The following is a 13,097-nucleotide window of genomic DNA, read 5'->3' on the forward strand; positions in this document are numbered from 1 at the left end:
CGTCAGTTTCCGTCACTAATGCTTGTAGAACGGCCCCGCGTGAGCAGGACCAGCCAATTAACTTTCAGGCACAGGATCATGGTCACCAGCATCGCCAGCCAACTCAGATCCGCCACCCGTTTGGCCACCACCACCAGGATGGCAATGGCCAGCAAAATCTTGATCGACTCCCAGAACATCATCGAGAGCAAGGCCGCTCCCGCATCCGTCACCGTTCGTCTGGTCGCACCCCAGGCCATCAGGCCGTTGGGCACCACCACCGCGATCGCGCCACACAGCGCCGACCACGCCTTGCTGCTCTCCTGCGTGAACAACCACCAGAGCGCAGCCATCACCACGCCTGCCAGGGCCTGCACCGCCACCAGGCGCCAGGGCGACCACTTTGGCCACCCGGCCCGCAGGCTTTGCGCTTCTTCACGCGACAGCACCTTGAAAGGCTCTTCGCCGACCTCATCTCCCCAGGCATCGTCAGGCCTGGCCTGCGGCGCGGCATTGTCACGGGCGCGCAGGTTCTCAGGGCTCACGGCTTGGGGGTGCAATCAGCAAAACCCAAGGATTATATGTGGTTTCCCCTTACGCCCAGGTAACGCAGCGCTGCACATGCCTTTGCGGCCGGGCTTGACAAAGCGCACGCTGTGGCTTTAGTCACCCTTGGCCTTGGGCTCCATGCAAGCGCTCAGAGCCGTGCGAGCTGGGCCGGCAGCCCCGGCACATCCACCCGCAACTTCAGCACGCAACCGGCCCAGGGCTGGGCGGCCAGCTCCTCGGCGGGGCGCTTTTCGCGTGCCGTGGTGATGTAGAGCGTGCGCAGGTCCGGGCCGCCAAATGCCGGCATGGTGGGGCAGCGCACCGGCAACCGCAGGGTTTGCAGCAACTCGCCGGAAGGCGACAGCCGCAACAGGCGCTGTCCCTCGAACATCGCGACCCAGTAGCAGCCCTCGGCATCCACCGCCGCGCCGTCGGGCCGGCCGGCATAGTCGTCCAGGGCCTGATCGGCCTGGCGCGGCTCGAATTGCGCGAACAAGCGGCGCGGACCCAGCGCGCCCTGGCCGGCGTCGAAATCGAAAGCGTAGACCGCGTGGGCCTTGGTGTCCGACCAGTACATGCGGCGCTGGTCGGGACTCCAGGCCAGCCCGTTGGAGGTGGTGATGCCGTCGGCGACCCTCTCGCAGCGCTGGCCGTCGAAGCGGTACAGGCCCGCCTCGGGCTGGCGCGCATCGTCGATCGTGCCGACCCAGAAGCGCCCCTGTGCATCGGGCTTGCCATCGTTAAAACGCTGCCTGCCGGGATCAAAGGGCGGTGGCATCAGGCACTCATGCGCGCCGCTGGCCGTGTCCAGTCTCCACAGGCCGTTGCGCTGCGCGACCAGCAGGCCACCGCCGGCCAGCGCGGCGATGCAACCCGGCTCGCTGGCCAGCTGCCAGACCCGCGGCTGCGCCTCACCCTCGCGCAGGCACAAGACCTGGCGCGCGGCGATGTCCACGTAGTAGAGGCATTGCTCCAAAGGGTGCCACAGCGGCGATTCGCCCAGGGTGGCGGGCTGCGGACAGGCAAGTTCGATCGGCATGGCGCGATGCTAGCGCCGTACCGCTGCGTAACTCAGCCCAGCTCCACTTTCAGGTAGTGGGCGCCCGCGATCGGGTTGAAGTAGTAGGGCGGGATCTCTTCGAAGCCCAGGCTTTCGTAGAGGCCGCGCGCCGCCTCCATATCGTCCAGGGTATCCAGCAGCATGGCCGAATAGCCCGACTCGGTGGCGCGGTCGATCAGGGCCTGGGCCAGCAAGCGCCCCAGGCCGAAACGCCGGAAGGCCGGGCGCACGAACAGGCGCTTCATCTCGCAGGCATTGGGATAGTCCACATCCGGCGCCGGGCGAAAGCCGCCACAGCCGGCCAGCTGACCATCCACCATGGCCAGCAGCATCAGACCGGCGGGCTGGGCATATTCGCCCGGCAAACCGGCCAGCTCGGCCTCGAAATTCTGGAAGCACAGGTCCACGCCCAGGGACTGTGCGTACTCGCGCAGGATCTCGCGGGTGAGTTCAATGCCTTCGGGCGACTCCGGCAGGACCAGGCTGATATCGGGTGTTTCCATGCAGGCCGGCAGTGTACCCATCAGCCCAGGCTCACCAGCAGGTAGACCGCGGCGCCGCAGGCGCCCAGCAGGGTGAGCGCGAACAGGCGCGTGGCGAGCGAATCGCGCGATGCCGGCACATGGGCGGGCAGCTGCTTGTCGCCGCTGAACATCGGGCCCAGCAGGTCGCGATCCTTGCCGAAGCGGTAGAACAGCACCACCAGCACATGGGCGGCCACCAAGGCCAGCAAGCCCCATTGCCCCAGGTGCTTGTGATAGGCCGTCCAGGCCAGGCTCTGCTCGCTGCTAACGAAACGGATCAGCGGGCCTGTGACGGAGATCTCGTCGTCGGCGATCAGCCCCGAGCCCACCTGCAGCAGCAACCACACCAGCATCGCCAGCACCGAGAGCCCGCCCAGCGGGTTGTGGCCGATGTCGAAGCGCTCGCCCGGCAGCGGCTGGTGGCGCAGATAGCGCCAGATCGCCGCCGGGCTGTAGATCAGATGCTGCAGGCGCGACCAATGGCCGCCCACCAGCCCCCAGAGCACCCGGAAGGCCACCAGGGTCAGCACCGCATAGCCAAGCCGCATATGCCAGACCATGGCATTGCCGCCCAGCTTGGCGCTCAGCACCGAGCCCAGCACGGCCAGCACCAGGGCCCAGTGGAACAGCCGCGTCGGCAGATCCCACACGCGCACCCGGGCCCGCAATTCAGCCGTCGCCTCGTTCATGGCAGCAAGCGCTGTTGGCAAGAGAAGGACATGTGCCGACGATAACCCAAACATTTCGGCCCTGCATACACTCGCTGGCCCGGGCAAGCCCCGGCACCAGCCACCCGAACATTGCAAGGATTTCCAGCATGAAGCGTTACCTGATCGCACTGGCCGTCGGCCTGTGCAGCGCCCTGCCATCTCACGCCCAGTTCCAGAAGCCCGAAGATGCGGTCAAGTACCGCAAGGCGGCCTTCACCGTGATGGCGACCCATTTCGGACGCATCGGCGCGATGGCGCAAGGGCGTGTGCCCTTCGACGCCGCTGCCGCGCTGGCCAATGCCGAGATCGTGGCCGAACTCGCCAAGCTGCCCTATGGAGGCTTTGTAGAAGGCACGGGCGGCAGCGAGAAGGGCAGCCCCAAGGCCAATGTCTGGAGCGAACGCGCCAAGTTCGACGAGGCCGCGAAAAGCCTGCAGGCCGAGGCTAGCAAGCTGGTGCAGGCCGCCAAATCAAACAATCTGGACCAGCTCAAGGTCGCGTTCGGCAATACCGCCAGGACCTGCAAGGCCTGCCACGACAACTTCCGCAACGAGTAAGCGCAGGTCCCTCAGGGCTGGCCATTGCGGCCATGCGCCATAAAGCCCGGACGCGCGCTCAAAAGCTGGTAATAGGCGCGCACAGCGGGCAGCTCGGCATGCACAAGCGGCGCCACGACCCAGCGGTGCACCGACAGGCCCAGCACCACATCGGCCAGCGTGAAGTCGGCCCCGAGCACATAAGGGCCGCCGGCCGCCAGCTGCGCGTCCAGCATGGCCATGTGCCGGTTCCAGCCCGCCACGCCGGCCGCCAGTGCCACGGCATCCTGGTGCGCCGGACTCTGGCGCACCAGGCCCATGAAGGCGTAGCGCCAGCTGTTGTTGAGCTCGCCGGCCTGCCAGTCCATCCATTGCTCGACCCGGGCGCGTGGCTGCGGCGCTGCCGGCAGGAGATCGCCGCGCGCCTCGCGTGCCGCCAGGTAGCGGCAGATGCTGTTGCTCTCCCACAGCACGAAGCCGCCGTCGACCAGCACCGGCACCATGCCGTTCGGGTTCAGCTTGAGGAACTCGGGCGTCTGCGGGTCGGCGAAGCCCGCGCCCCAGTCCTCGCGCTCAAAGTCCAGGCCCAGCTCGGCGCAGGTCCACAAGACCTTGCGCACATTGATGGACGAGGCCTTGCCCAGTATCTTCATCGTCATATTGCAAACCCCAGCACGACCCTGCGGGTCTTGGCCGACTTCTTCTCTATCTTGGTGACGACCACGGCACCGATCTCGGCCGTGTTCGACACATGCGTGCCGCCGCAGGGTTGCAGGTCCACACCCTCTATTTGCAGCACCCGCACCCGGCCCGAGCCGCGCGGAGGCTGCACGCTCATGCTGCGCACCAGGCCGGGATTGGCATCGAGTTCCTCGTCGCTGATCCAGCTGTGGCTGACGGCATGCGCTTCGGCGATGAGGCGCGCCAGCCCGACCGTGAGCTCGTCCTTGTCCAGCGGCTCGGTCATATGAAAGTCCAGCCTTGCGTACTGCGCGGTGATCGAGCAGCCGTCGACCGGATGCGGCACCAGCGCACACAGCAGGTGCGTGGCGGTATGAAAGCGCATATGCGCATACCGGCGTGCCCAGTCAATGCGGGCGCCGACGACCAGCCCCGTCACCAACGCCGCCAGCAGCTCCGGCTGCTCCGGCGCCGGCAGATGCAGGATCTCGCCCGCCTCGCCCTTGCGGGTGTCGGCGATGCGCAGCGCACGGCCGTCGGGCAGCAGCAGTTCGCCGGCGTCGCCGGCCTGGCCGCCGCCAAGCGGGTAAAACACCGTGCGATCCAGCAACACGCCGCGCTCGTCCACGCGCAGCACACGCGCCTGGCATTCGACCAGCTGCGCGTCTTCTCGAAACAAGTCTTCGGTCAGCATCGTCATCAAAGTCCTATCTGCCCTTGGATCAAGGACGTGACATCGCCACCGATCCAGATGTCATCGCCCTGGCGCCGCACATGAACCCGGCCAGCACGTTGCAAAGCGGTGCCCTGTGAAACCAGATAGGCCGCGGGAGCCAGTCCGGCGCCCATCATCCATTGCGCCAAACCGGCGTTCAAGCTGCCGGTGACGGGGTCCTCCGGCTGAGGCTGGCCGGGCACAAAGGCACGCACCTCGAACTGCGCCGGCCCGCCCTCGGGATAAGCGCCCACCACGCCCAGCTCGATGCCCTGCATGGCCAAATAGTCGGGCTGCAGCGCCAGCACCGCGGCTGCACTGCGCAACCTGGCGCCGACCCAGGGCGGACCATTGGCGACCCAGACCACGTCGAGCAGGTCTTGCTCGGCCAGGCGCAAGGACCGCGCCACCTGCTCGCGCAGCGCCGCGTCCACCGGCCCGCTACGCCGCAACGGCGGCGCAGCAAAGGCCAGGCGCTCGCCGTCGCGCCGCACGCGCACGAGTCCGATGCCGCATTGCTGCACCAGCTCATCCGCGCGCCTGGGAACACCGCCATGGCTCAACCAGACATGGGCCGAACCCAGGGTCGGATGGCCGGCAAAGGGCAGCTCGCCGGCCGGCGTGAAGATGCGCAGGCGATAGTCGGCGGCTGGGTCGCTAGGCGGCAGCAAGAAGGTGGTCTCGGACAGCTGCGTCCAGCATGCCAGCGCCTGCATCTGCGCGTCGCTGAGCCCCTCGGCGTCGACCACCACCGCCAGCGCATTGCCCCGCAGGGCCACATCGGTGAACACATCCACCTGGGCAAAACGTCGTGACTTCATGACTCCGGATTCGCGGCGGGCCCAAGCGGCCCGGGTCGATATTAGGGGGCTGATGGCCACCGACACCAGTACAGCCACGCGGACACGCACACACACTGTATTGCCGGCCTGACCGCACAAGGCAAGGCATGACCCCCAGCGTCGGGAAGATGCACGTCATTGCCCTTGCGGGCCCAACGGGCGGGGTATATAAACCGTATTGACGCGAGTCAAGAGCAGTCCGTCACTCCATTCGCCTCAGCGCCTGCACGCGTCGCAGGCGGAGGCCAGATGCCAGGTGTGTCGATCGTCTCGATCGCTGCCCTGCTGAGGAGGTCGCATGCAAGCACAAGCGCAATCGCATCGATGGTCGCAGGGCGCGCCGGACTGGCCGGTGGCCTGCGTCGCCGGACTGGTGGCCGGTGCCGTGATGATGGTGCTGGAGCTGGTCTGGTCGGCGGTACTGAACGATGTCAGCCCCTGGCATACCTCGCGTCTGGTGGCTGCCATCATGCTCGGGCAACAGGTTCTGCAAGGCTCCGGCTTCGACTTCGCCGTTGTCAGCGTCGCCCTGCTAACTCACTATGTGCTTGGCCTGGTGTTCGGCCTCTGCATGGCCTATGTGATCGCCGGCTTCCACTACGAGTCCAGCGCCGCCATGATGGAGGTGATCGGGGCCGCGGCCGGGGTGCTGGTCTACTTCGTGAACTTCCATGCGATGAGCACGGTGTTCCCCTGGATGAGCGACCTGCGCGGCTGGGGCACCTTCATCGCGCATTTGATCTTCGGCATCAGCGCCGCCAGCACCTACTGGCGCCTGGCCCTGTACCGCACGCCTCACTGACAAGCCGGTTCGCTGCGCCGGGCGCAGCCTCCATACGCTGGAAGGAGTTGGGCATGATCTTGGCCTTGGTGATCATCATCATGGTGCTGGGTTCACTGGTGTTTCATTTCATCAACCCCTGGCATGCCCCGGCGCTGGCATCCAACTGGCTGGAGATGGACCACACGCTGGACATCACCTTCGCGGTGACCGGCCTGTTCTTCGTCGTCCTCAACCTGCTGCTGGTCTGGCTGCTCGTGCGTTTCAAGCACAAGCCCGGCCGGCGCGCCGCCTATCAGCCCGAGAACCATCGGCTGGAACGCTGGCTGATCGGCATCACCGCGCTGGGCATCATCGGCCTGCTGGCGCCCGGCCTGCTGGTCTACGCCGACTATGTGCGCCCGCCCGCCAACGCCATGTTGGTCGAGGTGCTGGGCAAGCAATGGCAGTGGCGCTACCGCTTCCCCGGCGCCGACGGCAAGTTCGGCAGCAGCGATGCACGCTTCATGACGGCCGGCAACCCCTATGGCCTGGACCCGGCCGACCCCAATGGGCAGGACGATGTGCTGGTGGAAGGCTCGGAGCTGCATCTGCCGCTGAACCAGCCAATGAAGTTCCTGCTGCGCTCGGCCGACGTGCTGCACGACTTCTACATGCCGCCGATGCGCGCGCGCCTGAACATGGTGCCCGGCACCGTCACCAGCTTCTGGTTCACGCCCACCGAGGCGGGCCGCTACGAGGCCCTGTGCGCACAGCTCTGCGGCGTCGGCCACGCCAATATGCGCGGCACCGTGGTGGTGGAGGCGCTGCCGCAGTTCCAGAGTTGGCTGGGTGGCCAGGCGCACTTCGGTCAGCCGGCCGCCGCGGTGGCCGACACGCCGGTGGCGCGCGGCGAAGCGCTGGCCAAGGCCAAGGCCTGCGTGGCCTGCCACAGCGTGGACGGCTCGGCCGGCGTGGGCCCGACATGGAAGGGTCTGTACGGCAAGACCGAGACCCTCGCCGATGGCAGCACGCAGCAGGTGGATGCGGCGTTCCTGCGCGGCGAGATCACCGACCCGCAGGCGCGCGTGGTGAAGGGCTTTGCGCCCATCATGCCCAAGATCGAACTCAGCAGCGACGAGGTCAACGCCCTGGTGGCCTATATCGAGTCGCGCGGCAGCAAATAGACAGCCCTGACCAACGAGGAGCGCATGAGCCATTCCGAGCATGACGAACCGCAGAGCTTCTGGACCAGGTACGTCTGGAGCCAGGACCACAAGGTGATCGCGATCCAGTATGGCGGTACCGCGGTGCTGGTGGGCCTGGTGGGCCTGCTGCTGTCCAATCTGATGCGGCTGCAGATCGGCTTCCCGGGCCAGTTCGAATTCATCAACGCCGAGCGCTATTACCAGTTCGTCACCATGCACGGCATGATCATGGTGATCTATCTGCTCACCGCGCTGTTCCTGGGCGGTTTTGGCAACTACCTGATCCCGCTGATGGTGGGGGCACGCGACATGGTGTTCCCCTACCTGAACATGCTGAGCTTCTGGGTCTACCTGCTCTCGGTGGTGGTGCTGATGATCAGCTTCTTCGTGCCCGGCGGCCCCACCGGCGCGGGCTGGACGCTGTATCCGCCGCAAGCCATCCTGCCCGGCACGCCCGGCCATGACTGGGGCATCATCCTGATGCTGGTCTCGCTGGTGATCTTCATCGTCGCCGCCACCATGGGTGGCCTGAACTATGTCACCACGGTGCTGCAGGCGCGCACCCGCGGCATGAGCCTGCTGCGCATGCCGCTCACCGTCTGGGGCATCTTCACCGCCACCATCCTGGCCCTGCTGGCCTTTCCGGCCCTGCTGGTGAGCGGCATCATGATGCTGCTGGACAAGACCATAGGCACCAGTTTCTTCATGCCCGCACTGGTCTCGATGGGCCAGATCACCGAGACCAAGGGCGGCAGCCCGCTGTTGTTCCAGCACCTGTTCTGGTTCTTCGGCCACCCCGAGGTCTATATCGTCGCGCTGCCGGCCTTCGGCATCGTCTCCGACCTCATCAGCGTGCATGCGCGCAAGTGCATCTTCGGCTACCGCACCATGGTCTGGGCCATCCTGGCGATCGGCGTGCTGAGCTTCGTGGTGTGGGCCCACCATATGTTCGTCAGTGGAATGCACCCCTACTTCGGTTTCTTCTTCGCCACCAGCACCCTCATCATTGCCGTGCCCACCGCGATCAAGGTCTACAACTGGCTGCTCACGCTATGGCGCGGCGACATACATCTGAGCGTGCCGATGCTGTTCGCGCTCGCCTTCATCTCCACCTTCATCATCGGCGGGCTGACCGGGCTGTTCCTGGGCAACGTCAGCGTGGACATCCCGCTTTCGGGCACCTACTTCGTCGTGGCTCATTTCCATATGGTGATGGGGGTGGCGCCGCTGCTGGTGGTGTTCGGCGCGATCTACCACTGGTACCCCAAGATCAGCGGCCGCATGCTCGACGACCGCCTCGGCCATCTGCATTTCTGGCTCACCTTCATCGGCACCTACGCGATCTATTTCCCCATGCATTACCTCGGCCTGCTGGGCATGCCGCGGCGCTACTACGAGTACCGGAACTACCAGTTCATCCCCGATTCGGCCCACCAGCTCAACACCTTCATCACGGTGGCGGCCATCATCGTGGGCATCACCCAGCTGGTGTTCGTGTTCAACCTGCTGTGGAGCCTGAAGGCCGGCCGCAGGGCCGAGCCCAACCCCTGGCGCGCCGCCTCGCTGGAATGGTTCACGCCCGACACCCCGCCGTGCCATGGCAACTGGGGTGCCACCCTGCCGGTGGTGCATCGCTGGGCCTATGCCTATAGCGTGCCGGGCGCGCCGGAGGACTTCATCCCGCAGACCGCACCGCTGTCCGCCGGCGGTGTCGAGGGCCCCGACACCAGCCACGGCAGGCCCCGGGAGCAACTGGCATGAACGGCCTGGCCGCCCCCTTGCAAACCGGCGCCTGGCCACGTCCACAGGCCGCCGCCAGCACCGCCCTGTGGTTCATGATGGCGGTGTCGAGCTCGATCTTCTTCCTGCTGCTGGTGGCCTATGTCATGCGGCTGAACGGGCTGGAGGGCTTCCCGCTCGCCCTGCCCTGGCAGTTCATGCTCAGCAGCGCCCTGCTGGCGCTGGGCAGCCTGGCCCTGGAACTGGGCCGCCGCTACGCCGCGCGCGACGCCCGCGGTTTGCGCTGGGGTGGCCTCTGTGCCCTCGCCTTTGTGCTGGTGCAGCTCTGGGGCTGGCAGGCCCTGGCGGCGGCACGCGTGCTGCCGAGCGGCAACCCGGCGGCGAGCTTTCTCTACCTGCTCACCGCCATGCATGGCCTGCACGTGCTGGGCGGCCTGTGGGGCTGGTGGCGCTGCCTGCGCGCCTGGCCGCGGGCCGATGCCGCCCAGCGCGCCATAGGCCTGGCGCTGTGCGCACGCTTCTGGCATTTCCTCTTGCTGCTCTGGGCATTGCTTTACGCCACCCTGGGCTGGCTAAGCCCCGAACTGGTGCGTGCCATCTGCGGCACGCGCTGAACCGGCACCACCAAGGAGCCCCCCATGACCGCCAGCTCCACCACCGGCAGCAGCACCCCAGGCTGGCGCGGCCTCGTCGAGGACTGGGCCGCCGACCAGCAGGCCTTCCAGGTGCCCTGGGGCAAGGCCATGATGTGGATCTTCCTGCTCAGCGACACCTTTGTGTTCAGCTGCTTCCTCACCGGCTATATGGCGGTGCGCAACAGCACCACCGTGCCCTGGCCCAACCCCAGCGAGGTGTTCTCGCTGCAGATCGCCGGCCAGCCGGTGCCGCTGCTGCTGATTGCCATCATGACCTTTGTGCTGATCAGCAGCAGCGGCACCATGGCGATGGCGGTGAACTGCGCCTACCGGCGCCAGCGCGGCGCGGCCGCGGCGCTGATGCTGGCCACCGCCCTGCTGGGCGCCACCTTCGTGGGCATGCAGGCCTTCGAGTGGACCAAGTTGATCCACGAGGGCGTAAGGCCCTGGGCCAATCCGATGGGGGCGGCCCAGTTCGGCGCCTGCTTCTTCATGATCACCGGCTTCCACGGCCTGCATGTCTCGGCCGGGGTGATCTACCTGGCCATCGTGGCGCGGCGCGTGCAGCAGGGTCGCTACGAGCGTGGGCCGGGCGGGCCCAACTACCAGATCGTCGAGATCGCCGGCCTCTACTGGCACTTCGTGGACCTGGTCTGGGTCTTCATCTTCGCGCTCTTCTACCTGTGGTGAGGTCAGCCATGCATGCAAGCAGCCCAGAGCACCAGCAACCCCCGATCGCCCTGTATTTCAAGGTCTGGGGCCTGCTGTTCGTGCTCAGCACCATGTCCTATCTGGTGGACTATTTCCAGCTCCATGGCCTGCTGCGCTGGACCCTGATCCTCGCCTTCATGGCGCTCAAGGCCGGGCTCATCGTCGCCGTCTTCATGCACATGGCCTGGGAGCGGCTGGCGCTCATCTACGCCATCCTGCTGCCGCCGCTGCTGCTGGCGGTGTTGATCGGGCTGATGTTCAGCGAGGCCAGCTGGGTGCACCAGATGCGCAGCTTCTATTTCAAATGACATGAGCAACGATTCCAGCCTCAGCCTGGATCTCGCCGGCGCACGCCGGCCGCTCTGGCGCAGCTACTTCGAGCTCGGCAAGCCGCGCGTGGTGGCGCTGATGAGCTTCACCGTGCTGGTGGGCATGCTGCTGGCTCGCCCCGGCCTGCCGGACTGGCAGTTACTGCTGTTCGGCAATCTGGGCATCGCCCTGGTGGCGAGTGCCGCCGCCGCCGTGAACCATCTGGTGGACCGCCGCATCGATGCCTTGATGGCGCGCACACGCGGCCGCCCCCTGCCCACCGGCAGCCTCGGCGCGCCCCAGGTGCTCGCCTACGCGCTGCTGCTGGGCAGCGCCGGCATGGCCCTGCTGATGGCCTACACCAACCCGCTGTGCGCCGCGCTCACGCTGGGCTCGCTGATCGGCTATGCCGGCATCTACAGCCTGGTTCTGAAACATGCGACGCCGCAGAACATCGTCATCGGCGGTGCCGCGGGCGCCGCGCCGCCGCTGCTGGGCTGGGTGGCGGTGCAGGGGCAGATCGAGCCCGGCGCCTTGCTGCTCTTCCTCATCATCTTCATCTGGACCCCGGCGCATTTCTGGGCCCTGGCGATCCACCGGCGCGAGGACTATGCGCGCGCCGCCGTGCCGATGCTGCCGGTCACGCATGGCGTTGCGCATACCAGCCGCCGCATCCTGCAATACACCTGGGTGCTGGTGTTCACCAGCCTGCTGCCCTGGGCGATCGGCATGAGCGGCTGGCCCTACCTGCTGGGCGCGGCGCTGGTGGGCGCGCGTTATCTGCATTGGAACTACCGGCTGCGGCGCGACAAGCTGCAGGCGATGATGAGCTTCCGCTTCTCCATCGCCTACCTGTTCGCGCTCTTCGGCCTCTTGCTGGCCGATCACTTTCTGCTGCTAGCTTGAGCAGCGGCCCTCAGGGCGTCGGCTCGACCTGCGTTTCCAGCGCCTCGTGCAGCACGCGGCCCAAGATGGCCACGCCCTCGGTGATCAGCTCGGGTGTGAGCGTCACGAAGGACAGGCGCAGCGCACGCGGGTCCGGCGCGCTGGCGTAGAAGGCCGCGCCCGGCACATAGGCGATGTTCGCTTCCACTGCCAGGGGCAGCAGGGCCATCGCGTCCAGGCCCTCGGGCAGGCGGATCCAGAAGAACATGCCGCCCTTGGGGCTCTGCCATTCGCAGCCCGCCGGCAGATGCTGTTGCAGCGCCGTGGCCATGGCATCGCGATTCGCCTTGTAGCGGGCACGGATCTTGGGCACATGCTCGTCCAGGAAACCGTTCTTGATGACCTCGTAAACGACGCGTTGGTTGAAACCCGGCGTGTGCAGATCGGCCGCCTGCTTGGCCTGCAGCAGCTTGGGGTAGAGCTCCTTGGGCGCAATGATGAAGCCCAGGCGGAAGCCCGGCGTCAGCACCTTGGAAAAGGAGCCCAGGTAGATCGAGCCCTCCGGCCACATCGAGGAGAGCGAGGGCAGCGGCGGCTCGTCGAACCAGAGGTCGCCGTAGGGGTTGTCTTCGATCACCGGCACGCCGGCCGCCTTGGCCGCCGCCATCACCGCCTGGCGGCGCGCCAGGCTCATGACGCGACCGGTGGGGTTCTGGTAGTTGGGCAGCAGATAGGCAAAGCGCGTGCCCGGCGCGTCATGCGGCAGCCTGGCAAAGGCCTCGGGCAGGGGGCCCTGCGCGTCGCTGGCCAGGCTGGTGAAGATCGGCTCGTAGGGCGTGAAGGCCTGCAGCGCGCCCAGATAGGTGGGCGTTTCCACCGCCACCGGTGCGCCGGCGTCGCACAGGATCTTGCCCACCAGGTCCAGGCCCTGCTGCGAGCCGTTGGTGATCAGCACCTGGTCGGGATCGACCTGCATGCCCAGCGAGGCCACGCGCTTGGCCACCCATTCGCGCAGCGGCGCAAAGCCCTCGCTGGCGGCGTATTGCAGGGCCTCCTTGGCGTTCTCGCTCAGCACCTTGTCGCAGGCGGCCTTCAGCGCCTCCACCGGGAAGGTGTCGGACGAGGGCAGGCCGCCGGCCATCGAGAGGATGCCGGGCTTCTCGGTGACCTTGAGAATTTCGCGAATGATGGACGGGTTCATGCGCGCGGCGCGACGCGCCTGGGTCCAGATGGTGCTCATTGCTTGTGTCTCC

The 13,097-nt window shown here is 66.8% G+C and carries 16 protein-coding genes; 8 read left to right on the forward strand and 8 right to left on the reverse strand.

Annotation, left to right across the window (positions count from 1 at the left end; all coding sequences use genetic code 11):
• Nucleotides 1-2: 2 nt before the first annotated feature.
• The 4 genes from WG898_RS03555 to WG898_RS03570 form a co-directional block, all read right to left on the reverse strand.
• Nucleotides 3-524 (reverse strand): ATP synthase subunit I, encoded by a 522-nt coding sequence (locus tag WG898_RS03555; RefSeq protein WP_339601365.1) that lies wholly within the window; start codon nucleotides 522-524, stop codon nucleotides 3-5.
• A 152-nt stretch (nucleotides 525-676) separates the two neighbouring features.
• Nucleotides 677-1,567, reverse strand: coding sequence for an SMP-30/gluconolactonase/LRE family protein (locus WG898_RS03560; protein WP_339601366.1), 891 nt, complete (start codon nucleotides 1,565-1,567; stop codon nucleotides 677-679).
• A gap of 32 nt (nucleotides 1,568-1,599) precedes the next feature.
• Nucleotides 1,600-2,091, reverse strand: a complete 492-nt coding sequence (locus WG898_RS03565; RefSeq protein ID WP_339601367.1) for a GNAT family N-acetyltransferase — start codon at nucleotides 2,089-2,091, stop codon at nucleotides 1,600-1,602.
• A 20-nt stretch (nucleotides 2,092-2,111) separates the two neighbouring features.
• Nucleotides 2,112-2,801 (reverse strand): cytochrome b/b6 domain-containing protein, encoded by a 690-nt coding sequence (locus WG898_RS03570; RefSeq protein ID WP_339601368.1) that lies wholly within the window; start codon nucleotides 2,799-2,801, stop codon nucleotides 2,112-2,114.
• Between the two features lie 128 nt (nucleotides 2,802-2,929).
• Here WG898_RS03570 and WG898_RS03575 point away from each other — a divergent pair, with 128 nt between their 5' ends.
• Nucleotides 2,930-3,379 carry a c-type cytochrome gene (locus WG898_RS03575; RefSeq protein WP_339601369.1) on the forward strand — a complete coding sequence of 150 codons (450 nt, stop codon included), beginning with the start codon at nucleotides 2,930-2,932 and terminating at the stop codon, nucleotides 3,377-3,379.
• Between the two features lie 11 nt (nucleotides 3,380-3,390).
• On the opposite strand, the gene WG898_RS03580 is transcribed toward WG898_RS03575, so the two are convergent.
• Genes WG898_RS03580 through WG898_RS03590 form a run of 3 tightly spaced genes read right to left on the reverse strand, consistent with a single transcriptional unit; the run spans nucleotide 3,391 to nucleotide 5,575 of the window.
• A complete protein-coding gene (locus tag WG898_RS03580) occupies nucleotides 3,391-4,017 on the reverse strand; it encodes a glutathione S-transferase family protein (protein ID WP_339601370.1) in 627 nt (208 codons plus the stop codon).
• Nucleotides 4,014-4,730, reverse strand: a complete 717-nt coding sequence (locus WG898_RS03585; protein ID WP_339601613.1) for an alanyl-tRNA editing protein — start codon at nucleotides 4,728-4,730, stop codon at nucleotides 4,014-4,016. Before WG898_RS03585 ends, WG898_RS03580 begins: the two co-directional genes overlap by 4 nt.
• 8 nt (nucleotides 4,731-4,738) lie before the next feature.
• Entirely contained in the window at nucleotides 4,739-5,575 is an 837-nt protein-coding gene (locus WG898_RS03590) for a PhzF family phenazine biosynthesis protein (protein WP_339601371.1), read from the reverse strand.
• Nucleotides 5,576-5,894: 319 nt separating this feature from the next.
• Between WG898_RS03590 and WG898_RS03595 the strand changes: the two genes are divergently transcribed.
• From WG898_RS03595 to cyoE, 7 genes are read left to right on the forward strand one after another with little or no spacing between them, the layout of a single operon-like run.
• Entirely contained in the window at nucleotides 5,895-6,398 is a 504-nt protein-coding gene (locus tag WG898_RS03595) for a hypothetical protein (RefSeq protein WP_339601372.1), read from the forward strand.
• A gap of 53 nt (nucleotides 6,399-6,451) precedes the next feature.
• Entirely contained in the window at nucleotides 6,452-7,543 is a 1,092-nt protein-coding gene (locus tag WG898_RS03600; protein ID WP_339601373.1) for a cytochrome c oxidase subunit II, read from the forward strand.
• 24 nt (nucleotides 7,544-7,567) lie between these two features.
• The gene (gene ctaD, locus WG898_RS03605) at nucleotides 7,568-9,325 is read left to right on the forward strand and encodes a cytochrome c oxidase subunit I (protein WP_339601374.1); all 1,758 of its coding nucleotides are present in this window, start codon (nucleotides 7,568-7,570) and stop codon (nucleotides 9,323-9,325) included.
• Nucleotides 9,322-9,918, forward strand: a complete 597-nt coding sequence (locus WG898_RS03610; protein ID WP_339601375.1) for a cytochrome c oxidase subunit 3 family protein — start codon at nucleotides 9,322-9,324, stop codon at nucleotides 9,916-9,918. Before ctaD ends, WG898_RS03610 begins: the two co-directional genes overlap by 4 nt.
• A gap of 24 nt (nucleotides 9,919-9,942) precedes the next feature.
• Nucleotides 9,943-10,629, forward strand: a complete 687-nt coding sequence (locus WG898_RS03615) for a heme-copper oxidase subunit III family protein (RefSeq protein WP_339601376.1) — start codon at nucleotides 9,943-9,945, stop codon at nucleotides 10,627-10,629.
• Between the two features lie 8 nt (nucleotides 10,630-10,637).
• A complete protein-coding gene (locus WG898_RS03620) occupies nucleotides 10,638-10,958 on the forward strand; it encodes a cytochrome C oxidase subunit IV family protein (protein ID WP_339601377.1) in 321 nt (106 codons plus the stop codon).
• A 1-nt stretch (nucleotide 10,959) separates the two neighbouring features.
• Nucleotides 10,960-11,865, forward strand: coding sequence for a heme o synthase (gene cyoE, locus WG898_RS03625; protein WP_339601378.1), 906 nt, complete (start codon nucleotides 10,960-10,962; stop codon nucleotides 11,863-11,865).
• 10 nt (nucleotides 11,866-11,875) lie between these two features.
• On the opposite strand, the gene WG898_RS03630 is transcribed toward cyoE, so the two are convergent.
• Nucleotides 11,876-13,084 carry an aminotransferase-like domain-containing protein gene (locus tag WG898_RS03630; RefSeq protein WP_339601379.1) on the reverse strand — a complete coding sequence of 403 codons (1,209 nt, stop codon included), beginning with the start codon at nucleotides 13,082-13,084 and terminating at the stop codon, nucleotides 11,876-11,878.
• Nucleotides 13,085-13,097 lie beyond the last annotated feature (13 nt).

The sequence above is a fragment of the Paucibacter soli genome (assembly GCF_037482845.1).
Lineage (GTDB): Bacteria > Pseudomonadota > Gammaproteobacteria > Burkholderiales > Burkholderiaceae_C > Paucibacter_B > Paucibacter_B soli.